Below are 22,834 nucleotides of genomic sequence, written 5' to 3' on the forward strand. Positions count from 1 at the left end.
CCCCCCTACATCATGCTAAAATATATCCTCCACCGAATTGCACTTTTGATCCCGACGCTTGTCGGCATCACGATCTGCGCCTTTGCGTTCGTCAGGCTGCTGCCCGGCGATCCTATTCTTGCCATGGCCGGTGAACACGGTGTGGCGCCGGCGCGTTATGAAGAGCTGAAGGAGCAGTTCGGCTACAATCTGCCGATCTGGCAGCAATACACACGCTATGTCGGTGAGGTCGTGACCGGCGATTTCGGCGTCTCGATTTCGTCCAAGCGCCCGGTGCTCGAAGAGTTCAAGACGCTCTTCCCTGCGACGCTGGAACTGTCGTTCTTTGCCATGATCTTCGCCATGGTACTGGGCATTCCGGCCGGCATCTTCGCGGCGGTCAAGCGCGGCTCCTGGTTCGATCAGTCGCTGATGGGCACCGCGCTCGTCGGCTATTCCATGCCGATCTTCTGGTGGGGCCTGCTGCTGATCATCTTCTTCTCCGGCTACCTCGGCTGGACGCCGGTTAACGGCCGCATCGACCTGCAGTACTTCTTCAAGCCGATCACCGGTTTCATGACCATCGACACCTTGCTCTACGGCAAATGGGATGCATTCCGCTCGGTATTGCGCCATCTGGTGCTGCCGACAATTGTGCTCGGTACCATTCCGCTGGCTGTGATAGCGCGCCAGACGCGCTCCGCCATGCTTGAAGTGCTGGGCGAGGATTATGTACGGACTGCCCGAGCCAAAGGCCTCTCGTCGGCCCGAGTCATCGGTGTGCATGCTCTGCGCAACGCACTCATCCCGGTAGTCACCACAATCGGCTTGCAGGTTAGCACGCTGCTCGCCGGCGCCATCCTCACCGAAACGATCTTCTCGTGGCCGGGCATCGGCAGGTGGATGGTCGAATCCATATCCAAGCGCGATTATGTTGTCGTGCAGTCTGGCCTGCTGTTGATCGCGCTTATCGTCATGGCCGTGAATCTGATCGTCGACGTGCTCTATGCCGTTATCAACCCACGCATAAGGGCGGCGTGATGAGCCAGTCGACCGAAATCGCGCCGATGGCCGCCGGCAACCCGGATCGCCTCACCGGTCTCAGGACCTTCTGGTATTATTTCTCGGTGAACCGGGGCGCCGTTATAGGCCTGTTCGTCTTCGTCCTTTTGGTGCTGGCGGCGCTCTTTGCGCCGCTGCTGGCCCCCTACGCGCCAGACATCCAGGACAAGACCGCATTCTTGCGGCCGCCTGCATGGCAGGCAGGCGGCAGCTCGCAATATCTGCTCGGCACCGATCCGGTCGGGCGCGACATCCTTTCGCGCCTGCTCTATGGCGCGCGCTTCTCGCTGCTGATCGGCGCGGTCGTGGTCTCGCTGGCGCTCATCGGCGGCATCACGCTCGGCCTGCTGGCCGGCTATTTCCGCGGCTGGGTCGACGTGGCGATCATGCGCGTCATGGACCTCATCCTGGCCTTCCCGTCGCTGTTGCTGGCGCTGGTGATGGTCACCATCCTCGGTCCCGGCCTGTTCAATGCGATGCTGGCCATCGCGCTCGTGCTGCAGCCGCATTTCGCGCGCCTTGTGCGCGCCGCGGTGATGGCGGAGAAGAGCCGCGAATATGTCGTGGCGGCGAAGGTCGCCGGCGCCGGGCATCTCAGGCTGATGCTTCGCACCATCCTGCCCAATTGCCTGGGACCGCTGATCGTCCAGGGCACCTTGTCTTTCTCCAACGCCATCCTCGAAGCGGCCGCTCTCGGCTTCCTCGGCCTCGGTGCCCAGCCGCCGACGCCCGAATGGGGCACGATGCTCGCCTCGGCGCGTGAATTCATCCTGCGCGCCTGGTGGGTGGTGACCTTCCCAGGCCTGGCGATCCTGATCACCGTGCTTGCCATCAATCTGATCGGCGACGGTCTGCGCGATGCGCTCGATCCGAAATTGAGGAGGTCGTGATGGCGCTGCTGGACATCCAGAACCTCGTCGTCGAATTCCAGACCGCATCAGGTATGTTCCGGGCGGTCGATGGCGTTTCCTTGCATGTCGACGAGCGCGAAGTGCTGGCGATCGTCGGCGAATCCGGTTCCGGCAAGTCGGTCTCGATGCTGGCGGTGATGGGCCTTTTGCCATGGACCGCCAAGGTCACCGCCGACCGCATGAGCTTCAATGGCCGCGATCTGCTGAAGCTGAGCCCTGCCGAGCGGCGCAAGATCGTCGGCAAGGACATGTCTATGATCTTCCAGGAGCCGATGGCCAGCCTCAATCCCTGCTTCACCGTCGGCTTCCAGATCGAGGAGGTGCTGCGTTTCCATATGGGCATGGACGGTGCGCAGCGCCGGGCGCGCGCCATCGAACTCCTCACGCAGGTCGGCATTGCCGAGCCGGCGGAACGGCTGAACTCGTTCCCGCACCAAATGTCGGGCGGCCAATGCCAGCGCGTCATGATCGCCATTGCCATTGCCTGCAATCCAAAGCTTTTGATCGCTGACGAGCCGACCACCGCGCTCGACGTCACCATCCAGAAGCAGATCCTCGATCTCCTGGTCTCGCTGCAGGCCAAATACGGCATGGGCCTGATCATGATCACCCACAATATGGGCGTGGTGGCCGAGACCGCCGATCGCGTCATCGTCCAGTACAAGGGCCGCAAGATGGAAGAGGCCGACGTGCTGTCGCTGTTTGAATCGCCGATGAGCAATTACACCCGCGCGCTTTTGTCGGCGCTGCCGGAGAATGCCGTGGGCGACCGGCTGCCGACCGTCTCCGACATGCTGTTCGAGCCGGCGCCCTCGGGAGCCGCCGCATGAGCATCAAGGTCGTCGAAGGCAAGAATATCGTGCGCGACTACCATGTCGGCGGCGGGCTGTTTCGCGCGCAGCGCACCGTGCATGCGGTCAAGGGCGTTTCCTTCAGTGTCGACAAGGGCAAGACGCTGGCCATCGTCGGTGAAAGCGGCTGCGGCAAGTCGACGCTTGCCCGCATCATCACGCTGATCGATCCCGCGACTTCGGGCGAACTGTTCATCGACGGCAACAAGGTCGACATCGCCAGGGGCGGATTGACCAAGGAGATGCGCCGCAAGGTGCAGATCGTCTTCCAGAACCCGTACGGCTCGCTCAACCCGCGCCAGAAGATCGGCGACGTGCTGGGCGAACCGCTGCTCATCAACACCAACAAGCCGGCCGAGGAACGGCGCGACCTCGCCATGAAGATGCTGAAGAAGGTCGGCCTCGGACCCGAGCACTACAACCGCTACCCGCACATGTTTTCGGGCGGCCAGCGCCAGCGTATCGCCATCGCCCGTGCGCTGATGCTCAACCCCAGCCTGCTGGTGCTGGACGAGCCGGTCTCCGCGCTTGATCTGTCTGTGCAGGCGCAGGTGCTCAACCTGCTCGCCGACCTGCAGGACGAGTTCCAGCTGACCTATGTCTTCATCAGCCACGATCTCTCCGTGGTGCGCTACATCGCCGACGACGTGATGGTGATGTATTTCGGCGAAGCGGTCGAATATGGCTCGCGTGAAGAGGTCTTTTCCGACCCCAAGCACAGCTACACCAAGACGCTGTTTGCCGCGACGCCGCGCGCCGACGTCGCCTCGATCAAGGCGAGATTGGCGAAGAAGAAGGCGGCGGCCTGAGACTGCTGGCCGCAGCCATCAGGCCACCTTCATCGATCAGGACAGCCTGGCGATAATCGCACGCAACGCCTCGCCGAATTTGTGCACTTCCTCGACCGTGTTGTAGTGCACCAGCGAGGCGCGGATGGCGCCGCTGTCCATCGACAAATTGAGGCGCTTCATCAGCCGCGGCGCATACATGTGGCCGTCGCGGATGCCGATCTGCATCTCGGCCATTTCCTCGACGATCCGCTGCGGTGACAGTCTGTCAATGTTGAAGCAGAAGGTCGGCACGCGCTCGTTGATGCGGGCTTCGTCAGCAACACCGTAGATGGTCGCGCCGCAACCTTTCAGCACGGCAAGCATCTCGCGCGCCAGAAGCAGCTCATAGTCGCGGATGGCGCCCATGCCGGCGACGATGTTTTCGCGCCGCGAGCGGTTGTTGGACGGAGCCAGATTGCGGCCGATCAGTTCCAGATACTGCACGGCGGCATCCATGCCCGAGACATTCTCGTAGATGAAGGTGCCCGCCTCGACCTTGTAGGGCGGTTCGTCGGGGATGAAATCCTCACGGAAGGTCGGCAGCCGCTTGAGCGTTTCGAAGCGGCCCCAGAGAAAACCCATATGCGGCGAGAAATTCTTGTAGCCGGAGCAGACGAGATAGTCGCAATCCCAGGCCTGCACGTCGATCAGCCCGTGCGGACCGTAATGCACGCAGTCGAGGAACACTTCCGCGCCGGCCGCATGCGCGATCTCGGCCACCGAGGCGACATCGACGATCGAGCCGATCGAATGCGCCGTCACCGTGCAGGCGACGAGGCGGGTGCGCTCGGAAACCAGTGGGCGCAGATCATCGACATGCAGATTGCCGTCCTCGCGCATGCGCCACCATTTGAACTTGGCGCCGACGGGTTCCAGCGCCAGCCAGGTGGCGATGTTGGCGTCATGGTCCATGTCGGTGATGATGATCTCGTCTCGCCCCCCATCCATGTCTTTGGCGAGCATCTGGCCGATGCCGAGGCTGACGAGCCGGATGAACGAGGTGGCGTTCATGCCGAAGCAGATTTCCGCCGGGCTATAGGCATTGATCAGCAGCGCCACGCTTGTCCGGGCGTCGGCGACGGACTGATCGACGGTGACGCTGCGGCCATAGCGGCCGCCACGCTGCACATTGTGCGAAACCAGATGGTTGGTCACCGCGTCGAGCACGCTTTGCGGGATCTGCGCGCCGGCGGCATTGTCCATGAAGATGAAATCGCCGGCCCGCTGCAGGGCGGGAAACATGGCGCGGATAGTGTCGACGGGGAACGCTGAGGCGTTCGCATTGTCGGTCTGGTGCTTGTTCACGGGTTACGCTCCTGCGAAGAATTTGGCGGGTGGAGATCGGTTGCCGAGGTCAGCGCGCCTTCTCGGTCTTGAAGCGGTCTTCAAGCAGGCTGACGAGGCGCACCATCGGCCAAAGGAAAATGAGATAGACCAGTGCGGCGCCGATCAGCGGCGAGGGGTTGGCGTAGAGCGACTGGGCGTTGGTCGCTTCCTTCAGGAGTTCCGGCAACGCCACGGTCGAGGCGAGCGAGGTGTCCTTGAACATCGAGACGCAATTGCTGGTCATCGGCGGGATGACCACGCGGATCGCCTGCGGCAGCACGACCTTGCGCAAGGTCAAGAGGAACGGCAGGCCAAGCGCCTGCGACGCCTCAAACTGGCCTTTCGGAATGCTTTCGATACCGGAGCGGAACACTTCGGCCGAATAGGCCGACATGATGAAGGCGAAGGCCGTCACGGCGGACGCCCAGGACGACAGGCGGATGCCGAGGAAGGGCAGCGCGTAATAGATCAGGATCAGCACCACCAGCACCGGCAGCGCGCGAAAAATGTCGGTGTAGCCGACCGCCAGCCAGCGCACCAGCTTCGGCGCATAGAGCCGCAGCAGGCTGATCACCAGGCCGATGGGGATGCCGATGCCGATGCTCAAAATGCCAAGCAGCAGCGTATTCAGGAAGCCGCGCAGCAGCGCCGGCAGGCTGGACATGATGACATCGGGATTGAAGAAGGTGTCGATCAGCGACATGGGAGCGTTCCCGAACCCCAAAGCCAGGGGTGCTCAGAGTTAAGACCAATCGACCTCGCCATGGCGAGACGGTCCGCGCGGCAGCGGCGCCGGAGCAGGAAATGAATCGTGCCGGCCTGGAAAGCCGGCACGATTTCAGTGCATCTCCGCTCAGGCCTTCGGCAGCGGCATTTCCTTGACGGTCGAGGAATCGGCCGGCGCGTCGCTGCCGAACCATTTCTTGTGGATCGCGGCCAGCGTGCCGTCCTTCTTCATCGCGGTCAGCGCGTCGTTGAGCTTGCCGAGCAGCGGATGGTCCTTGGTCATCATCAGGCCGTACTGTTCGCCGGTCTTGATGCGCTGCTTGACCTTCAGATCCTTCATCTTGGTGAAGGAGTATTCCATGCCCGGAATGTCGCTGACGGCGGCGTCGACGCGGCCGGCGCTGAGGTCGAGCAGCAGGTTCTGCTGTGTGTCATAGCCCTTCACATCGCTGAAGCCGTCGGCTTCCTGATGCGCCTTGACCCAGGTCTCGCCGGTCGAGCCGGACAGCACGCCGACGATCTTGCCCTTGAGGTCGGCTTCGGTGTTAACAGCGCTGTCGGTCTTGGTGGCAATGCCCATGTCGGAATCATAATAGGGCTGGGTGAAAGACTGCGACTTCAGCCGCTCGGCCGTGATGGTGATCGACGAGATGGCGACGTCGATGCGCTTCGACGTGGTGGCCGCGAACAGCGCCTGGAAGCCGAGATCGGCGATATCGGTGGTCATGCCGATGCGCTTGGCCGCTTCGTTGACGATGTCGACTTCAAAACCCTCGAAAGTGCCGCTCTCGTTCTTGTACTCGAAGGGCGGATTGGTCGGGTAGGCGCCGACATTGAGCACATCGGCGGCATAAGCCGTGGCGGGGCCGGCGGCAATGCCGATGGCAGCGGCGAGCAGGATGAGATTGCGACGTGTCAGGTTCATGGTGTTCCCTCTGGGGTATCCCCTCTGGTTGTTGATCGGGCGGGGCTCGCCCCGCACGGTTTCTTGCCGTCCCGCCTCCCAGCGGGGCGTCAATTCATGGCAGCGACCTGCGCGCGCGGTTGGCGATGGTCTCTGTTTGCGGATCACGGATCTGGCGGCGCCCGCCGTCGGAAGCACAGCGTGCGCTGGATGATGACTGGGGCAGCATGAACGACAAGGACTGAACCCCCCGAAGCACCACGATGGACTGGCCGGTAACCCCTGTGGCACGGCCGCCGTCATCGATCTTGAATGCTTATCCAAAGTGGGGCGCATTTCAAGGCGAAAGTTTTAAGCTTAAAAAGCTTGGCTTGCGTGTTGCTCCAGCGATACGCCTTTTGTCTGGCCGCGCCTGTCTATGCCAATTCGTCGCGCGCCGCGGCAGCGTTGGCCGCGGCGCCGGCGCCCAGAAACATCGTGTCGCTGGCCAGCACGAAGAAACTCGCGCCGATGCCTGCCCACCGGCCGATGGTCTGTGGGCTGGCGCAAAATATGCCTGATGTCTTTCCATGGGCGATCGTGGCAGCAATGATCGTCCGGATCGCTACATTGAGCTTGTCGGCGCCTTGCGGTCCGATCGCGTCGATCGACACCGAAAGGTCGCCGGGGCCGACGAAGATCACGTCGACGCCGTCGACGGCCGCGATCGCATCGATGTTGGCCAACCCCTCCGCGGTCTCGACCTGGACCGCGACGACGGTCCTGTCGTTGGCGCCGGCAAGATATTCGGGAATGCGATAGCCATAGCCGGCGGCCCGGCCAGGCCCGACGCCACGCTCGCCCAGCGGCGGATAGCGCGAGGCCTTCACGGCTGCTTCGGCCTGGGCAGCGGTCGAGACGCGCGGCACCAGAACGCCTTGCGCGCCGCTGTCCAGCGCCGCCTGGATGGCTTCCGGTGCATGGCCGGGAACGCGCACCATCACCGGCACGCGATGCACGTCGGCCGCGCGGACCATGGTCTCGATCATGTCGCGCGAGATCTGCGCATGCTCCCAGTCGATGCAAAGGAAGTCGAGACCGGACAGTGCCATCACCTCGACAGCGACCGGATGGGGAATGGCGGCAAACGAACCGACGAGGTTTGCCTTGCCGATGCATTTCTGGCGGAATTCGCTCATGCCGATCCCCTTTGTCGTCTGGCCCAAACTCATATCCGCAAACGGCGGCGAGGCGAAGCTATTTCAGGCTTGAAATATTTTGCCGCCACCGTAGCGTGTGATCTCCCGCCGCGAGTTCGAGACATGATGAAAACGCATCCGTTGCACGGCCCGAACAAACTGAAGCTTGGCGTCTTTTCGACCAATGCCGATGGCGGCCTTGCCATATCAGATGTTCCGGAACGCTGGGCGGCGAACTGGCAGGACAATCTGACGGCGGCGCAGATCGCCGACCGTGCCGGCTTGGAGTTCATGCTGCCGATCGCCCGGTGGCGTGGTTTCGGCGGCCGCAACAAGGTGCGCGAGTGGTCGTTCGAGACCTTCACCTGGGCGGCGGCCCTCAGCATGGCCACCGAACAGATCGGCCTGTTCATGACCGTGCATGTGCCGCTCGTGCATCCGCTCTATGCCGCCAAGGCGCTGGCGACGGTCGACCATATCAGCCAGGGCCGCGCCGGCCTCAACATCGTCTGCGGCTGGAACCCGAAGGAATTCGGCATGTTCGGTACGCCACTGGTCGAGAAGGGCTACGACCAGGCGGCCGAATGGATCGAAATCCTCGAGAAGCTCTATGCGTCGTCCGAGCCGCTCGACTATGAAGGCACTTACTATCACCTGAAGGAAGCGGTGAGCCGGCCGGCCAGCCTGCAAGTTCCGCGACCGGTGACGATGAACGCCGCGTTCGGCGGGCCGGGCCGCGATTTCGCCGCCGCCCGGTGCGACTACCTGTTCACGACCTTTTCCGAGATGAGCGATGCCGGCAAGCATGTCGCCGACATTCGCGAACGCGCCGACAAGGTGGGCCGCGATGTCGGCGTCTACACGGTGGCGCATGTCGTCTGCCGCCCGACGATGGAAGAGGCGCAGGCCTATTACACGCGCTATGCCGTTGATATGGCCGACCACGACGCGGTCGATGCCCACATGGCCGGCAAGAAGGAATTCTCGCAATCGCACGACCCGCATGCCTATGACCGCTACCGGCAGCGTTTCGCCGGCGGCGCCGGCACCTATCCGCTGATTGGCACGCCCGAAACGATCGCCGCCGACATGGCCGCCATTGCCGGGCAGGGTTACCAGGGCATCGCGCTGTCATTCGTCAATTACACGCAGGAACTGCCCTATTTCTGCGACCACGTGTTGCCGATTTTGAGGAAGGCAGGCCTGCGGGTAACTTAGTCCAGACGAACGAGTTCGTCCGGAATCACAGCAGTGGCCTGGATCTCCACCTTGGCGCGATCCTCGACCAGCGCCATCACCTGCATGGCGGCCATCGCCGGGAAATGCCGGCCGATGACCTCGCGATAGGCTTCGCCGAGCCCCCTGAGATTGGCGAGATACTCGGCCTTGTCGGTGAAATACCAGGTCATCGAGGTGATGTGCTGTGGTTCAGCGCCGGCCTCGGCCAGCACAGCGACGATGTTTTGCAGCGTCTGCCGCACCTGGCCGACGAAGTCGTCGGTTTCGAACTGGCACTGCCCGTTCCAGCCGACCTGTCCGCCAACGAAGATGAGCCGTCCACGCGCCGCGACGCCGTTGGCGTAGCCGACCGGTTTGGCCCAGCCTTCCGGCTGCAGAATCTCATGCATTTGAAGCCTCCCGGTATTCCTGAAAACCAAGTCTCAAAATCGAATGCCCGTCAATTTCATGCCGTCAGGCCGCGCCCATCACTTGCCGCGCGATGACCACTTTCTGCACGTCGGAGGCACCCTCATAGATGCGAAGCGCGCGGATCTCGCGATACAGGCTTTCGACGATGTGGCCTTTGCGCACGCCATCGCCGCCATGCAACTGTACCGCTCTGTCGATTACCTCTTGCGCCTTGTCGGTGGCGAACAGTTTTGCCATCGCCGCCTCGCGAGTTACCCGCGCGGCGCCCATGTCCTTGGTCCAGGCGGCGCGATAGACGAGAAGTGCCGCCGCGTCGACGTCGAGCGCCATGTCGGCGATGTGGCCTTGCACCATCTGCAATTCGGCCATCGGGGCGCCGAACAGGTTGCGTTCGGCCACTCTGCTGATGCTTTCGTCCAGCGCCCGGCGGGCAAAGCCGAGCGCCGCAGCGCCGACGGTCGAGCGGAACACGTCGAGCACCGACATGGCGATGCGGAAGCCATCGCCGGACTTGCCGATCAGCGCCGAGGCCGGCAGGCGGACTTTGTCGAAGGACAGCCGCGCCAGCGGATGTGGCGCGATCACTTCGAGGCGCTCAGCGATGCCAAGGCCCTTGGCGTCACCCGGTACGATAAAGGCCGAAAGCCCCTTGGCACCCGGCGCCTCGCCGGTGCGGGCAAAGACGATGTAGAGATCGGCAATGCCGCCATTGGAGATCCAGGTCTTTTCGCCTGACAGAACATAGCTGTCGCCGTCGCGGGTCGCCGTCATCTCGGTGTTGGAGACATCCGATCCCGAGCGCGGCTCCGACAGGGCGAAGGCCGAGATTGCCTTGCCGGCCCGCGTCTTCGCCAGCCATTGCTGTTGGTCCGCCGTGCCGAACAGGCTGAGCGCGCCGGTGCCCAGCCCTTGCATGGCAAAGGCGAAATCGGCGAGCCCGTCATGGCGCGCGAGCGTCTCGCGCGTGATGCATAGTGTCCGCACGTCGAGCGGGCCGGAATTGTCGGTGTCGACAGCTGTCGGCTTCAGCCAGCCGTCACGGCCAAGCTTCGCCACCAACGCTCGACAGGCGGCATCGACGTCGTGATGATCGACGGGAAGGTTTTTCGCGCACCATGCTTCCAGGCTTTCGGCAAGTTCGCGATGGCGGTTCTCGAAGAACGGCCAGTTGAGAAAGGATCGGTCAGGCATGGAGGTAACCTTCCGCGTGTCGTTGCGAGGCACCCCTCTCTGTCCTGCCGGACATCTCCCCCGCAAGGGGGGAGATTGGCAGCTTTGCCGACGGCTTCGACCTGGCGACGTTGGAGATTGGCGAAAACAGAACGTACAGCTGATCTCCCCCCTTGCGGGGGAGATGGCCGGCAGGCCAGAGGGGGGTGCCTGGGCGAAAACCGATCATCCTCAATTCCCCTCGAACACTGGCTTTTCCTTGGCCACGAACGCCTTGTAGGCGCGCTCGAAATCGCGCGTCTGCATGCAGATCGCTTGTGCCTGCGCTTCGGCCTCGATCGCCTGGTCGAGACCCATCGACCATTCCTGGTTGAGCTGCGTCTTGGTGATGCCGTGGGCGAAGGTCGGGCCTGAGACGATGCGCGCTGCCATGTCGAGTGCATCCGCCTCGAGGGAGGCCGCATCGACCAGCCTGTTATAAAACCCCCAACGCTCACCCTCGGCGGCCGTCATGGTGCGGCCCGTATAGAGCAGTTCCGCGGCACGGCCCTGGCCGATGATGCGCGGCAGGATCGCGCAGGCGCCCATGTCGCAGCCGGCAAGGCCGACGCGAGTGAACAGGAACGCGGTCTTGGCCTCCGGCGTGGCGATGCGGATGTCGGAGCTCATGGCGATGATGGCGCCGGCGCCGACCGCCACGCCGTCGACGGCGGCGATGATCGGCTTGCCGCAATTCAGCATCGCCTTGACGAAATCACCGGTCATGCGGGTGAAGGCGAGAAGCTGCTTCATGTCCATCTTGACCAGTGGGCCGATAATGTCGTGGACATCGCCGCCGGAGCAGAAATTGCCGCCATTGGAGAGGAACACCACGGCGTCGACGTCGTCGGCATAAACGAGGTCGCGGAACGCATCGCGCAACTCGGCATAGCTGTCGAAGGTCAGCGGGTTCTTGCGCTCCGGCCGGTCGAGCCGGACCTTGGCGATCCTGCCCTCGACCTCCCAGAGGAAATGCTTCGGCTTCAGCCCGGCCATCCCGGTCATTCGCGTCCCTCCCAGTTGCTGCGGAACGAGGTCAGCATGCCGGTCAGCCGGCGGGCGTCCTCCTCGCTGACCTTGCCCAGCAATTCGCCGATCCAGCCCTCATGGGCGGCAGCGATCGTGGCAAAGGATTTGGTGCCTTCCTCGGTCAGCCGCACCATGGAGGTGCGGCGGTCGCCATTGCGGCGGGCGCGAGCGACCAGCCCTTCCGAAACCAGCCGGTCGACAATGCCGGTGACATTGCCGTTGGAGACCAGCAGGAAGCGCGACAGGTCGCTCATCAGCATGCCTTCCGGCACGCGGTACAGCGCCGCCATCACGTCGAAGCGCGGCAGCGTCGTGTCGAATTCCTTCTTCAGGCGCTCGCGCAACTCGGCCTCGATCGTGCGCGAGGCGCGCAGCAGCCTGATCCACAGACGCAGACGGTCCTTGCCGGGTCCCGACGGTGCGGGCAGGGGGCCGGCTACCATGTTTCGCCTCCTGAGATGGAAATTGCCTGTCCGGTGATCGATGACGCCGCATCGTCACACAGCCACAGCACGGCGGCGGCGACTTCCTGCGGCTGGATGAAGCGGCCTTGCGGATTGGTCGAGACAAGGCTCGCCCGCGCGTCGCCGGCAGAGCGGCCGGTCTTTTCGATGATGCGCTGGATGGACTCTTCCAGCATGTCGGTCTCGACGAAACCCGGGCAAACCGCGTTGACGGTGACGCCGGATTTCGCGGTTTCCGCCGCCAGTGCCCGCATCAGCCCAACGACGCCATGCTTGGCCGCCACGTAAGGTGCCACGTAAGCGTAGCCCTTCAACCCTGCCGTTGAGGCAATGAAGATGATCCGTCCTGTCTTGCGCGCAGCCATCCCGGCCAGCGCAGGTTTCACCGTCAGGAAGGCGCCAGTCAAATTGACGTCGAGCGTCTTCTGCCAATCGGCCAGCGTGGTCTTGTTCGCTGGTGTGCTGCCGGCCATGCCGGCATTGGCAATGACGATGTCGAACGGCCCGCGCGCGGCTTCCGCCGCGTGGTAGAGCGAGGCCATCGACGCCTCATTGGTGACATCGGCGGCAATACCGAAGATACGGCCGCTTTCGCCGGCCACCTTGGCAAGCTCCGCTTCGCGGCGGCCACAGATGGTCACATTGATGCCCGCTTCCGCCAGCGCCAGCGCTATGGCCCGGCCGACACCGGAGCCACCACCAGTGACCAGCGCATGCTTGGCGGAGATCGCTGATGCCGCCGTCATACTTTCAGCCCCGCGGCCGCATCGCGCTCGGCCAGCCGGTAGATCTGGTCACGGCCGGGCAGGTAGGGATCCGGCCATTTGACGCCACGGTCGCCGAGCGTCACCGCCGCATGCAGCGTCCAGTAGGGATCGGCCAGATGCGGCCTTGCCAGCGCCACCAGATCGGCGCGGCCGGCCATCAGGATCGAATTGACATGGTCCGGCTCATAGATGTTACCGACCGCCATCGTCGCCATGCCGACCTCGTTGCGGATTCGGTCGGAAAACGGCGTCTGGAACATGCGGCCGTAGACCGGCTTGGCCAGTGCCGATGTCTGCCCGGCCGAGACGTCGCATATGTCGACGCCGGCTTCGTGCAGCAGCCGCGCGATCTCGACCGCGTCGGCCGGCGTCACGCCTTCGATGCCGACCCAGTCATTGGCCGAAATGCGCATCGAGATCGGCTTCTCCGTCGGCCAGGCGGCGCGCACCGCGTGGAAGATTTCGAGGGGATAGCGCATGCGGTTTTCCAGTGAGCCGCCATATTCATCCGTGCGCCGGTTGGTGACAGGCGTGATGAAGGACGACAGGAGATAACCATGCGCGGCATGGATCTCCAGCATGTCGAAGCCGCAACGGTCAGCCATCTCGGCCGAAGCCACGAATTGGTTGCGCACCAGGTCCATGTCGGCGCTGTCCATCGCCTTCGGCACCTGGTTCTCAGGCGACCATGCGACAGCCGATGCCGCCATGACAGGCCAGTTGCCCGACGCCAACGGCACGTCGGTGCCTTCCCAGCCGAGTCGGGTCGAACCCTTGGCGCCGGAATGGCCGATCTGGGCGCAAATCTTGGCCTCGGTCTCGGAATGGACGAAATCGACCAGCCGCTTCCACGCCACTTCGTGTTCGGGCGCGTAGAAGCCGGGACAGCCGGGCGTGATGCGGCCTTCCGGGCTCACGCAGGTCATCTCGATATAGACGAGCCCGGCGCCGCCCTTGGCACGCTCGGCATAGTGGGTGAAATGCCAGTCGGTCGGGCAGCCGTCGACGGCCTTGTACTGCGCCATCGGCGAGACGACGACGCGGTTCTGCAGCTTCATGTCGCGCAGCTTGAACGGCGCAAACATCGGCGCGCGGCGCAGCCTGTTGCCGCCGGCACCCGCCTGGCGCTGGAACCATTCTTCCGCGCCGCCCAGCCATTCGGCATCGCGCAGCCGCAAATTCTCGTGGCTTATGCGCTGCGAGCGGGTCAGCAGCGAATAGTTGAACTGCACCGGATCGAGGCCGAGATAGCGTTCGACCTCCTCGAACCATTCGAGCGAATTACGCGCCGCCGATTGCAGCTTCAGCACTTCGGTGCGGCGCGCATCCTCATATTTGCGGAAGGCGGCATCGAGGTCCGACTCGGTTTCCACATACTCGGCCAGCGCCACCGCGCTTTCCAAGGCGAGTTTGGTGCCGGAGCCGATCGAGAAATGCGCCGAGGCCGCCGCGTCGCCCATCAGCGCCAGGTTCTTGTACGACCAGCGTTCGCACAGCACGCGCGGGAAATTGATCCAGGCCGAGCCCCTGATGTGGTTGGCATTGGTCATCAGCGCATGGCCGCCGAGATGCTTGGCGAAGATGCGCTCGCACACCGCGATCGATTCCTGCTGCGTCATCGCGCCGAAGCCGAAGGCAGCCCAGGTCTGTTCGCTGCATTCGACGATGAAGGTCGCCGTCTCGCTGTCGAACTGGTAGGCGTGCGCCCACACCCAGCCATGCTCGGTCTTCTCGAAGATGAAGGTGAAGGCGTCGTCGAATTTCTGGTTGGTGCCGAGCCAGACGAATTTGCATTTGCGGGTGTCGATGTCGGGCTTGAAGATGTCGACGAAAGTGTTGCGCGCCCTGGAATTCAGCCCGTCGGCGGCGACGACCAGGTCATGAGTCTCCATGTAAGGCTTGGGATCGGCGATATCGGTCTCGAACATCAGCTTGACGCCGAGCTCGCGGGCGCGGCGCTGCAAGAGGATCAGCAGCCGCTTGCGGCCGATGCCGCAAAAACCATGGCCTGACGAGACCGTGCGCACGCCGTCATGGATGACGGCAATGTCGTCCCAATAGGCAAAATGCTTCTTGATCCAGACGGCGCTGACCGGATCGTTTTTGGCGAGGTTCTCAAGCGTTTCGGCCGACAGCACCACGCCCCAGCCGAACGTGTCGTCGGCGCGGTTGCGCTCGAACACCGTCACATCGTGCGCGGCATCCCTGAGCTTCATCGATATGGCAAAGTAGAGGCCGGCTGGACCGCCGCCGAGAACCGCAACCTTCATCTGTGCGATCTCCTCTTCGCTTGCTGCCTTGTGAGTATCGCGCCAGCGGCAAAATATTTCAAGCTTAAAGTTTTATGTCGAAATCATTGTCCTGATACCGGGCGGCGCGCTTGCGTGTCGTCCCGCAAGCGCGCGCCGAAGGATCACTTTTCCGGGTTCTTCGGGCTCCACAGCACCGTCTCGGCACCTTTCTCATAGGCCATGCCGTTGGGGTAGCTGATCGCTTCCAGCTGCAATCCCCAGGGCGCCTGGAAATAGAGAATGGTCTGGCCGGCGGCGGGGCCTTCCTTGACCGGCAGAGGTCCCATGCGCGTCTTGACGCCCTTGCCGTCGAGATAGGCCTTGGCGGCGGCGACGTCGTCGACATAGAGGGCGATGTGGAAGCCGCCAATGTCGCTGTTCTTCGGCGTCAGATCCTTCTGGTCGGGCGCGGTGTATTTGAACAGCTCGATGTTCGAGCCATAGCCGCAACGCACCATGGTGACCTGCTCGATGACGGCCTTGGGATCGACGCCCAGAAGGTCCTGCATGAAGGTGCCCTTGTCGTCGGCGAACGGGCCGAACGACATCGCCTTCTTGCAGCCGACCACCTCGGTGAAGAAGTCGACCGCCTGCTTCATGTCGGGGACGGTGATGCCGGTGTGATCGTGGCCGCGCATGCCGGGGATCGAATCCGCCGAGGCCATGCCGGCGCCGCCAAGGACAGCGGCGGCAAGCGTTGCATTTCGAAGTATCGTCTTCATGTCAGTCCTCTCCATTGGCGGGACCTGGGTCTTTGCGGTCGCATGTCCGAAACCCGCTTTTCGGCATGCGAATGCATTCATGTCGGGGCTTTGGCGGCGGCCGGAATGTCCAGCCAGCCGGCGTCGATCTCGGGCAGCGGAATGGCCGCGATGAGGTCGCGCGTGTAGACTTGGCTGGGGTTGTCGAACAATGCGTCGGTGGCGCTGGCCTCGACGATCACGCCTTCGCGCATGACGATGACTTGCCGGCACAGCCGCCGGATGACCGACAGGTCGTGGCTGATGAAGGCGACGGTCAGGCCCATCTCCGCTGCCAGCTTCTCCAGCAGGGTCAAGATCTGCGCCTGCGTCGAGACGTCGAGACCGGAGACGATCTCGTCGGCCAGCACGAATTTCGGCGACAGCGCCAGCGCACGGGCAATGCCGACCCGCTGGCGCTGGCCGCCCGACAGCTCGTGGCGGTAGCGGCTGGCAAAGCTCTGCGGCAGGCCGACCCGCTGCAGCGCCTCGGCGACGCGTTCCTTGAGCCTGTCGCCAAGCCCGTTCTGCTTGAGCGGCGCGGCGATGATGCTGGCGATGGTGCGGCGCGGGTTGAGCGACGACATCGGATCCTGGAAGATCATCTGCAGGTCGCGGCGTAACGGCCGCAGCTCCGCCTCCGGCAGATGGGTGATGTCGCGGCCCTCGAAGCTGACGCTGCCCGCGCTCGGCTCCAGGAGACGAACCAAAGCGCGGCCAAGCGTCGACTTGCCGGACCCGGACTCGCCGACGATGCCGGTCACCGAGCCCCTCGGCAAGTCGAAGTCGAGCCCTTTCAGGATTTCGGCCAAAGGCGCACGGCCGATCAGCGGCTTGCGCGTCATGTCGGGCAAGGCGACCTTCAGCCCGCGCACGGAAAACAGCGGCTCAACCATGCGGCCGCCTCCACGCCAGGTCTGCTGCCGCGATCTCCGCGGCAAGCCCGGCCAGCACCGCTTCGTCCACGGGTCTCAGCGAGGCGAAAGGGTCGGTGTAGCGCGGCGTCGCCGCCATCAGCGCCCGCGTATAGGGGTGCTGCGGGGCGGCGAAGAGCGCTGCGGTGTCGGCCTCTTCAACCACCTTGCCTGCATAAAGCACCGAGACCTTCTGGCTGATCTTGGCGACGACGCCGAGATCATGGGTGACGAACAGGATCGCGGTGCCGTGCTCGCGCTGCAAGGCGGCGATCAGGCGCAGGATCTGCTTCTGCACGGTGACGTCGAGCGCCGTGGTCGGCTCATCGGCGACGATCAGCCGGGGTTCGGCGGCGAAGGCGGCCGCGATCAGCACGCGCTGGCGCATGCCGCCGGAAAGCTCATGCGGATAGCACTTCAGCACGCGCTCGGGGTCGCGGATCTGCACCTCGTCCAGCAACTGCCGGATGCGCGTGTCGGCCTTCTCGCCGCTCCAGCCGAGGATGCGCACCAGCCGGTCGGTCATCTGCGGGCCGATGCGGCGCGACGGGTTGAGCGCGGTTAGCGGATCCTGCGGGATCAGCGCCGTGCGGGCGCCGACCAGTGCGCGTCTTGCCTTGGGCTGAAGCTTGCCGAGGTCTTCGCCCTCGAGCAGCATGTCGCCCTCGACGATTCGCACGCTCGAAGGCAACACGCCGAGCACCGCCTTGCCGATCATCGTCTTGCCGGCGCCGCTCTCGCCGACCAGCGCGCGGACCTCGCCGGGTTGCACGGCGAGCGACACCGAGCGCAGCACGCGCTGGCCGTTCGGCAGCACGGCGCTGAGATTGGCGATGTCGAGACAGGCGCTCATCGCAGCACCGGGTCGAAACGCGCCTTCAGAGCTTCGCCGAACTGGCCGAACGACAGCACGGTGAGGATCAGCGTGATCAGCGGAAACACCAGCACCCACCAGGCCTGGTGGATCGATAGACGGCCTTCCGCAATGATGCCGCCCCAGGTCGGATCGTCGGTCGAGATCGACAGGTTGACGAAGGACAGGATCGCCTCGACGATGACGGCGATGCCCATCTCCAAGGACAGCAGCGCCACGATCGACGGCACCACATTGGGCAGCACTTCGCGCAGCATGATGCCGATGCGGCCATAGCCGGCGATGCGGGCATTCTCGACATAATCCATGCGCGACTGGCCCATCGCCTCGGCGCGGATCACCCGGCAGAAGCGCGTCCAGTCGATGATCGCAATCGCCAGGATGACGGAGCTGAGGCCCGTGCCCAGCACCGCCACCAGCAGGATGGCGAACAGCACCGGCGGAAACGCCATCCAGATATCGACGATGCGCGAGATGATGCGGTCCGCCCAGCCGCCGAAATAGCCTGCGATCAGCCCGAGCGTCGAGCCGACGAGGCAGGCGGCGATGGCCGCGGCAAAAGCGACGATGAAGGCGATACGGCCGCCGAAGATCAACCTGGACAACAGATCGCGGCCGAGGCTGTCGGTGCCCAGCCAATAGCCGGGCTCGGCGCCATCGAGCCAGAAGGGCGGCAGCCGCTCCAGCATCAGATCCTGCGCCAGCGGGTCTTGCGGCGCGACCAGCGGCGCGAAGATCGCCGCCAGCAGCGCCAGCAGCAGCCAGCCGCCGGCGAGCCACAGCCTGGGGCTCAGTCCGCGTCTTGAGGCCCTATCCATGACGCAGCCTCGGATTGAGCAGCGCATACATCATGTCGACCACGAGATTGATCAGCACGAACAGCAGCGCGAAGACCAGCACGATGCCCTGGATCAGCGGCAGGTCGCGGTTGATGACGGCATCGATCGCCATGTTGCCTAGGCCTTCGTAGGAAAACAGCCGCTCGACGATGACGGTGCCGCCGATGAGGAAGGTGAACTGTACGCCGACAAGGGTCAGCGTCGGCAAAGCCGCGTTCTTCAGGGCCTCGCGCAGGATGACCTGCGTTTCCGAAAACCCCTTCACCCGCGCAAGCACGACATAGTCGAGGTCGAGCACTTCCTTCAGCGACTGTTTCAGCAGTTGCGAGATGATCGCCGCCAGCGGCAGCGCCAGCGCCACCGCCGGCATCAGCATGTGTTTCAAAAGGTCCCAGGTCAGGTCGAAGCGCAGCCGCAGCAGGCTTTCGAAGAAATAGAACTGGGTGACGAAGGGCAGGTCGAGCTGCGGCGACACCCGGCCGGAAATGTCGAAGATCGGCACCAGCACGCCGAACAACAGGATCAGCACCAGGCCCCAGAGGAAATCGGGAATGGAGAGTGCCGCCCCGCTGGCGATGTCGATACCGGCTTCCACCGCCGTGCCGCGTTCGCGCGCGCCGAGAACGGCCGTCGTACCGCCGAGCGCCACTGCCATGATCAGCGCGACGATGGCCAGCTCCAGCGTGGCCGGCAGCCGGTTGAAGACGAGGCCGAGCACATCCTGCCGCAGCGAAATCGAGGTGCCGAAATCGCCGCGGATAACGCCTGACAGCCAGATGAAGAATTGCTGCACGATGGTCTTGTCGAGCCCGTAGAGTGCCCGCAGCCGGGCGATGTCGTCATCCGTCGCGCCGGGCGGCAGCATCATGGCGATCGGATCGCCGGGCGCGACGCGGATCACGACGAAGACGACGACGGCCACGCCGAACAGCGTGATCAGCATCGTCAGAAGACGAATCAGGAATCGTTGCAGGAGCATGTAAATCTTTGCAGGAGCCCGATGGCTCGTATGCCTGATAGAAAAATGCGCGCCGTCGCTATGGACGGCGCGCGGCAATTCCAGGCCGATATCAGGCCGGGGTCATCAGGGCCGGCAGCAGCGCACCGGAAATGTGCTGCACGACATTGACCTTCTTCGAGTGCACGATCGGCTGCGCGTACTGGATGAGCGGCAGCACATAGGCCTCTTCGGCAATGTACTTGTCGACCGCTTTCCAGCCGGCGATGCGCTTGGCCTCGTCCTTCTCGCCCCAGAGCGGGCCGATCTTGGCGTCGAGGTCGTCGGTCTTCCAGGACGAGTGCGGCGAGGGTCCGAACATGGCGAAACCGGTCGAGGTGGTCGGATCGCCGATGGAATTGCCCCAGTTGTAGAAGGCCGCCGGCGCAAGCTTGTGCGCGGCGCGCAGTTCATAGTGCTTGGCGATCTCGTAGACTTCGATCTCGGCCTCGATGCCCACCTTGCGCCACATGCCGACGATCGCCTGCACCATTTCGTAGTCCTTGGGCTTGAAGCCCTTGGTGGTCTGTATAGTGAACTTCGCCGGCTTCTTGGTCGAATAGCCGGAGGCGGCGAGCAATTCCTTGGCCTTTTCCGGATTGTGCTCGACCTTGATCGACGGATCGTAGGCGGCGTATTCCGGCGTCTCCAGCGTGTCGATCGGCTGGCCGTAGCCGCGCAGCAGCCGCTTGACCAGAAGCTCCTTGTCCACCGCCATGACGGCTGCCTGGCGGACATTCTTGTCGAGCATGGCGTCCTTGTTGTTGAAGAAGATCATGCCGATGTCGGAGACATTCTTGATCGAGCCGGCGAGTCCGTCCTTGGCGATCAGCCGGTCGTATTCTTCGTAAGGGATTTCGAGCGTCACCTGCGAGGAGCCGGATTCGATCTCGGCGACGCGGCTCGCCGCATCGGTGACGAACTTGATCGTCACATTCTCGAAAGCCGGCTTACCGCCCCAATAGTTCGGATTGGCCTTCAGCCGCAGGAAGGCGTTGCGCTCGAATTTTTCCACCATGTACGGGCCGGTGCCGATCGGCGCCTTCTCGAAACCTTCGGCGCCGACCTTCTCGTAATAGGCCTTCGGCAGGATGTAGCCGGTCAGGAACGACATCCATTTGAAATAGACCGGGTCGAACTGCACCACGTCGCCGGTGATCTTGTTGCCGTCGACCTTGAAATTGTTGACGTTCTTCCAGACGAACTGGATCGGGTTGCCGGTCTTTTCGTCGCCCGCGCGCTGCAGCGACCAGACGACGTCCTCGGGCGTGAAGGGCGAGCCGTCATGCCATTTCACGCCTTCGCGCACTGTCATCATCACCTTGGTGCGGTCGTCGTTCCAGCCCCACTCGGTGAGCAGGCCGGGCGCGAAGGACAGGTCGGGCTTTTGCGGGATGATCTGGTCGAACACCGACTGGTAGAGGCCCTGGATCGTCGGATTGACAGCCGAAGGTCCGGTTGTCGGATCCCAAGACGGCAGGTTGACATTGTATGCGATGGTCAGTTCGCCGGCCGCCGCCTTGGCTATTTTCGGCAGGCCAACCGCGGCCACGCCGAGTGCCGCGGCACTGTATCCCAGCAATTCGCGTCTGTTGATTTTCATGGTCGTTCCCCTTCTTGGTTATTGTCTTTGCGCGGCACTATCCGTTCATGGGTTCAGGCTTCGTGGGCAGCAGCGCCTTGCCTCTCGTCACCTCGATAAAATCGTCGGAGCCTACCTCCCGCCAAGCTGTTGCGCGAGCATGAAGCCCGAGGCGGCACCGGTGCCGGCGCCCGGCCATGTCGCGGCTCCCGTCAGATGCAGATTGCCGACCGGCGTGTTCCAGCCGGCATAGCCGCGCGCCGGGCGAAACAAAAAGTTCTGCGCCAGATGGTGGCTGCCGCAGACCTGGTCGCCACCGACAAGGTTCGGGTTCTCGCGCTCGAGATCGATGGGCGAAAAGACCGAACGGCCAAGGATTTTGCTCCGTAGGCCGGGCGCATAGGTCTCGATGATGTCGAACACGCGCTCGGCGTAGGCGTCCTTAACCTGATCCCAATGCGCGGGCGCGATCTGCCCTCCCGCGTCGCCTGTTATCTCGGGAGGCAGCATGCGCACCTGTACCCACAACACATGCTTGCCTTGTGGCGCGCGTGACGGATCGATCGCGGTCGGCTGGCCGACGACCAGCACCGGTTCGTCCGGCAGCATGCCGGCCATTGCCTGCTGATAGGTGCGCGACATTGCGTCGAGCGAGGGCGACAGATGCACATAGGCGAACCGCCGCAACTCGGCGCCGGCACGCCAGTCCGGCAGCTCGTCCAGCGCCAGGTGGATCATCATCGTACCCGGCGCGTACCGAAATTTCTTCATCGCCGTGTCGAACCCGGCATTGCCGGAACCGCCGGGCAGCAGCTTGCCGGTCAGCGCCTTCGGCGCGACGCCTGCGATAACCGCTTTGGTCGCGGTATGCGTTTCTCCTGAAGCCAGCCGCACCCCGGTCGCCTTGCCGTTGGAAACCGTGATCTCCGCCACTTCGGCGCCGGTGACGATCTTGCCGCCGGCCGACGTCACCATGCCGGCCAGCGCCCGGATGATGGTGTCGGCGCCGCCCTTGCCCAGCACCATGCCGAAGCTCTGGTTGGCCATCGATTCCAGATAGAGGAACACCGCGCCGCCGGCGATATCGGGGGCGAAGTCGAGATGCATGCCCCAGGTGGCGAGGGTTGCCCGTACATGCGGCGACTCGAACGTCTCCTCCAGCCAGGCTCGTGGCGAGGACAGCAGCAGTCGGCCGGTGTCGAGCGCGCCGGACATGCCCTTCTTGCGCCACAGGTTCCACGCCGAGCCGGCCAGCGCGCGGGCGCTCATCGGCGAGCCCAGCAAGCGGAACAGATGCTCGGCCTCCGCTGGGAAGGCGGCAACCAGTCTGCGCCATGTCGCGGCATCGGCGGCGGAGAAAGCAGCCATGCGCGTGGCTGTCTTTTCCAGGTCGTTGCTGACGCCGAACCAGCGTCCGTCTGGAAAGGCGCTGGCGAAACAGTCGGCGACCGGGGCGAATTTCAGGCCCTGCGCTTTCAATTCATTTGCATATGTCCGGTGAAAGGCGGAGCCGGCAAAAAGGCTCAGATTCATCGCGCCGAAATCATGGCGGAAGCCGGGAAGGGTGAATTCGCGGGTCTGGACGGCGCCGCCGATTGTTGCGCTGCACTCGAAAATCCCGATTTTCCAGCCTTTGAGCGCCAGATGCGCGGCGCATGCCAGACTGTTGTGGCCCGCCCCGACAAAGATGGCGTCGAACTCGCTCACGCCC

22 protein-coding genes are annotated in these 22,834 nt (G+C 63.7%); 5 read left to right on the forward strand and 17 right to left on the reverse strand.

The window, feature by feature from the left end; genetic code table 11:
* Nucleotides 1-12 precede the first annotated feature (12 nt).
* From D3242_RS12435 to D3242_RS12450, 4 genes are read left to right on the forward strand one after another with little or no spacing between them, the layout of a single operon-like run.
* A complete protein-coding gene (locus D3242_RS12435) occupies nt 13-1,020 on the forward strand; it encodes an ABC transporter permease subunit (protein ID WP_038651941.1) in 1,008 nt (335 codons plus the stop codon).
* Nucleotides 1,020-1,931, forward strand: a complete 912-nt coding sequence (locus D3242_RS12440) for an ABC transporter permease subunit (RefSeq protein WP_019862982.1) — start codon at nt 1,020-1,022, stop codon at nt 1,929-1,931. Before D3242_RS12435 ends, D3242_RS12440 begins: the two co-directional genes overlap by 1 nt.
* Nucleotides 1,931-2,782, forward strand: a complete 852-nt coding sequence (locus D3242_RS12445; protein ID WP_081296120.1) for an ABC transporter ATP-binding protein — start codon at nt 1,931-1,933, stop codon at nt 2,780-2,782. Before D3242_RS12440 ends, D3242_RS12445 begins: the two co-directional genes overlap by 1 nt.
* On the forward strand, nt 2,779-3,612 hold the full coding sequence (locus D3242_RS12450) for a dipeptide ABC transporter ATP-binding protein (RefSeq protein ID WP_019862985.1): 834 nt from the start codon (nt 2,779-2,781) through the stop codon (nt 3,610-3,612). The genes D3242_RS12445 and D3242_RS12450 overlap by 4 nt, the downstream gene beginning before the upstream one ends.
* Nucleotides 3,613-3,648: 36 nt before the next feature.
* Here D3242_RS12450 and D3242_RS12455 read toward each other — a convergent pair whose 3' ends face one another.
* The 4 genes from D3242_RS12455 to D3242_RS12470 all read right to left on the reverse strand — a co-directional run bounded on the left by D3242_RS12455 (nt 3,649) and on the right by D3242_RS12470 (nt 7,767).
* Nucleotides 3,649-4,938 carry a cysteine desulfurase-like protein gene (locus D3242_RS12455; RefSeq protein ID WP_019862986.1) on the reverse strand — a complete coding sequence of 430 codons (1,290 nt, stop codon included), beginning with the start codon at nt 4,936-4,938 and terminating at the stop codon, nt 3,649-3,651.
* Nucleotides 4,939-4,987: 49 nt separating this feature from the next.
* Nucleotides 4,988-5,662: an amino acid ABC transporter permease gene (locus D3242_RS12460; protein WP_064984549.1), complete on the reverse strand. Its 675-nt coding sequence runs from the start codon at nt 5,660-5,662 to the stop codon at nt 4,988-4,990.
* Nucleotides 5,663-5,812: 150 nt separating this feature from the next.
* Nucleotides 5,813-6,610: an ABC transporter substrate-binding protein gene (locus D3242_RS12465; protein ID WP_019862988.1), complete on the reverse strand. Its 798-nt coding sequence runs from the start codon at nt 6,608-6,610 to the stop codon at nt 5,813-5,815.
* 395 nt (nt 6,611-7,005) lie between these two features.
* A complete protein-coding gene (locus tag D3242_RS12470; protein WP_080644013.1) occupies nt 7,006-7,767 on the reverse strand; it encodes an HpcH/HpaI aldolase family protein in 762 nt (253 codons plus the stop codon).
* A gap of 123 nt (nt 7,768-7,890) precedes the next feature.
* On the opposite strand from D3242_RS12470, the gene D3242_RS12475 reads away from it, so the two are divergent.
* Nucleotides 7,891-8,985 carry an LLM class flavin-dependent oxidoreductase gene (locus D3242_RS12475; RefSeq protein ID WP_064984550.1) on the forward strand — a complete coding sequence of 365 codons (1,095 nt, stop codon included), beginning with the start codon at nt 7,891-7,893 and terminating at the stop codon, nt 8,983-8,985.
* Here D3242_RS12475 and D3242_RS12480 read toward each other — a convergent pair.
* From D3242_RS12480 to D3242_RS12545, 13 genes are all read right to left on the reverse strand, one after another.
* Nucleotides 8,982-9,395, reverse strand: coding sequence for a RidA family protein (locus D3242_RS12480; protein WP_019862992.1), 414 nt, complete (start codon nt 9,393-9,395; stop codon nt 8,982-8,984). The two genes, D3242_RS12475 and D3242_RS12480, sit on opposite strands and share 4 nt — an antisense overlap.
* A gap of 64 nt (nt 9,396-9,459) precedes the next feature.
* Nucleotides 9,460-10,608, reverse strand: a complete 1,149-nt coding sequence (locus D3242_RS12485; RefSeq protein WP_019862993.1) for an acyl-CoA dehydrogenase family protein — start codon at nt 10,606-10,608, stop codon at nt 9,460-9,462.
* Between the two features lie 210 nt (nt 10,609-10,818).
* Nucleotides 10,819-11,631, reverse strand: a complete 813-nt coding sequence (locus D3242_RS12495; RefSeq protein ID WP_064984552.1) for an enoyl-CoA hydratase family protein — start codon at nt 11,629-11,631, stop codon at nt 10,819-10,821.
* A complete protein-coding gene (locus tag D3242_RS12500) occupies nt 11,628-12,098 on the reverse strand; it encodes a MarR family winged helix-turn-helix transcriptional regulator (RefSeq protein ID WP_010913223.1) in 471 nt (156 codons plus the stop codon). Before D3242_RS12500 ends, D3242_RS12495 begins: the two co-directional genes overlap by 4 nt.
* A complete protein-coding gene (locus D3242_RS12505; protein WP_064984554.1) occupies nt 12,092-12,865 on the reverse strand; it encodes an SDR family NAD(P)-dependent oxidoreductase in 774 nt (257 codons plus the stop codon). Before D3242_RS12505 ends, D3242_RS12500 begins: the two co-directional genes overlap by 7 nt.
* Nucleotides 12,862-15,156, reverse strand: a complete 2,295-nt coding sequence (locus tag D3242_RS12510; RefSeq protein WP_064984556.1) for a bifunctional salicylyl-CoA 5-hydroxylase/oxidoreductase — start codon at nt 15,154-15,156, stop codon at nt 12,862-12,864. The genes D3242_RS12505 and D3242_RS12510 overlap by 4 nt, the downstream gene beginning before the upstream one ends.
* 143 nt (nt 15,157-15,299) lie before the next feature.
* Complete coding sequence (locus D3242_RS12515) at nt 15,300-15,899, reverse strand: VOC family protein (protein ID WP_064984558.1); 600 nt, start codon at nt 15,897-15,899, stop codon at nt 15,300-15,302.
* Nucleotides 15,900-15,976: 77 nt separating this feature from the next.
* Nucleotides 15,977-16,813, reverse strand: a complete 837-nt coding sequence (locus tag D3242_RS12520) for an ATP-binding cassette domain-containing protein (protein ID WP_038651956.1) — start codon at nt 16,811-16,813, stop codon at nt 15,977-15,979.
* Nucleotides 16,806-17,684: an ABC transporter ATP-binding protein gene (locus D3242_RS12525; RefSeq protein WP_064984560.1), complete on the reverse strand. Its 879-nt coding sequence runs from the start codon at nt 17,682-17,684 to the stop codon at nt 16,806-16,808. Before D3242_RS12525 ends, D3242_RS12520 begins: the two co-directional genes overlap by 8 nt.
* A complete protein-coding gene (locus D3242_RS12530; RefSeq protein ID WP_019863000.1) occupies nt 17,681-18,550 on the reverse strand; it encodes an ABC transporter permease in 870 nt (289 codons plus the stop codon). Before D3242_RS12530 ends, D3242_RS12525 begins: the two co-directional genes overlap by 4 nt.
* On the reverse strand, nt 18,516-19,523 hold the full coding sequence (locus D3242_RS12535; RefSeq protein WP_064984561.1) for an ABC transporter permease: 1,008 nt from the start codon (nt 19,521-19,523) through the stop codon (nt 18,516-18,518). The genes D3242_RS12530 and D3242_RS12535 overlap by 35 nt, the downstream gene beginning before the upstream one ends.
* A gap of 91 nt (nt 19,524-19,614) precedes the next feature.
* Nucleotides 19,615-21,144, reverse strand: a complete 1,530-nt coding sequence (locus tag D3242_RS12540; protein WP_064984568.1) for an ABC transporter substrate-binding protein — start codon at nt 21,142-21,144, stop codon at nt 19,615-19,617.
* 111 nt (nt 21,145-21,255) lie between these two features.
* Entirely contained in the window at nt 21,256-22,830 is a 1,575-nt protein-coding gene (locus D3242_RS12545; protein ID WP_064984570.1) for a phytoene desaturase family protein, read from the reverse strand.
* Nucleotides 22,831-22,834 lie beyond the last annotated feature (4 nt).

It is taken from the genome of Mesorhizobium jarvisii (genome assembly GCF_003601985.1).
GTDB classification, from domain to species: Bacteria; Pseudomonadota; Alphaproteobacteria; order Rhizobiales; family Rhizobiaceae; genus Mesorhizobium; species Mesorhizobium jarvisii.

What these genes read in the sequence shown, in the direction of transcription:
- D3242_RS12435 (WP_038651941.1), top strand. Translation starts at nt 13, where the DNA reads ATGCTAAAATATATCCTCCACCGAATTGCACTTTTGATCCCGACGCTT.
- D3242_RS12440 (WP_019862982.1), top strand. Translation starts at nt 1,020, where the DNA reads ATGAGCCAGTCGACCGAAATCGCGCCGATGGCCGCCGGCAACCCGGAT.
- D3242_RS12445 (WP_081296120.1), top strand. Translation starts at nt 1,931, where the DNA reads ATGGCGCTGCTGGACATCCAGAACCTCGTCGTCGAATTCCAGACCGCA.
- D3242_RS12450 (WP_019862985.1), top strand. Translation starts at nt 2,779, where the DNA reads ATGAGCATCAAGGTCGTCGAAGGCAAGAATATCGTGCGCGACTACCAT.
- D3242_RS12460 (WP_064984549.1), bottom strand. Translation starts at nt 5,662, where the DNA reads ATGTCGCTGATCGACACCTTCTTCAATCCCGATGTCATCATGTCCAGC.
- D3242_RS12465 (WP_019862988.1), bottom strand. Translation starts at nt 6,610, where the DNA reads ATGAACCTGACACGTCGCAATCTCATCCTGCTCGCCGCTGCCATCGGC.
- D3242_RS12470 (WP_080644013.1), bottom strand. Translation starts at nt 7,767, where the DNA reads ATGAGCGAATTCCGCCAGAAATGCATCGGCAAGGCAAACCTCGTCGGT.
- D3242_RS12475 (WP_064984550.1), top strand. Translation starts at nt 7,891, where the DNA reads ATGATGAAAACGCATCCGTTGCACGGCCCGAACAAACTGAAGCTTGGC.
- D3242_RS12480 (WP_019862992.1), bottom strand. Translation starts at nt 9,395, where the DNA reads ATGCATGAGATTCTGCAGCCGGAAGGCTGGGCCAAACCGGTCGGCTAC.
- D3242_RS12485 (WP_019862993.1), bottom strand. Translation starts at nt 10,608, where the DNA reads ATGCCTGACCGATCCTTTCTCAACTGGCCGTTCTTCGAGAACCGCCAT.
- D3242_RS12495 (WP_064984552.1), bottom strand. Translation starts at nt 11,631, where the DNA reads ATGACCGGGATGGCCGGGCTGAAGCCGAAGCATTTCCTCTGGGAGGTC.
- D3242_RS12500 (WP_010913223.1), bottom strand. Translation starts at nt 12,098, where the DNA reads ATGGTAGCCGGCCCCCTGCCCGCACCGTCGGGACCCGGCAAGGACCGT.
- D3242_RS12505 (WP_064984554.1), bottom strand. Translation starts at nt 12,865, where the DNA reads ATGACGGCGGCATCAGCGATCTCCGCCAAGCATGCGCTGGTCACTGGT.
- D3242_RS12510 (WP_064984556.1), bottom strand. Translation starts at nt 15,156, where the DNA reads ATGAAGGTTGCGGTTCTCGGCGGCGGTCCAGCCGGCCTCTACTTTGCC.
- D3242_RS12515 (WP_064984558.1), bottom strand. Translation starts at nt 15,899, where the DNA reads ATGAAGACGATACTTCGAAATGCAACGCTTGCCGCCGCTGTCCTTGGC.
- D3242_RS12520 (WP_038651956.1), bottom strand. Translation starts at nt 16,813, where the DNA reads ATGGTTGAGCCGCTGTTTTCCGTGCGCGGGCTGAAGGTCGCCTTGCCC.
- D3242_RS12525 (WP_064984560.1), bottom strand. Translation starts at nt 17,684, where the DNA reads ATGAGCGCCTGTCTCGACATCGCCAATCTCAGCGCCGTGCTGCCGAAC.
- D3242_RS12530 (WP_019863000.1), bottom strand. Translation starts at nt 18,550, where the DNA reads ATGCGCTGCTCAATCCGAGGCTGCGTCATGGATAGGGCCTCAAGACGC.
- D3242_RS12535 (WP_064984561.1), bottom strand. Translation starts at nt 19,523, where the DNA reads ATGCTCCTGCAACGATTCCTGATTCGTCTTCTGACGATGCTGATCACG.
- D3242_RS12540 (WP_064984568.1), bottom strand. Translation starts at nt 21,144, where the DNA reads ATGAAAATCAACAGACGCGAATTGCTGGGATACAGTGCCGCGGCACTC.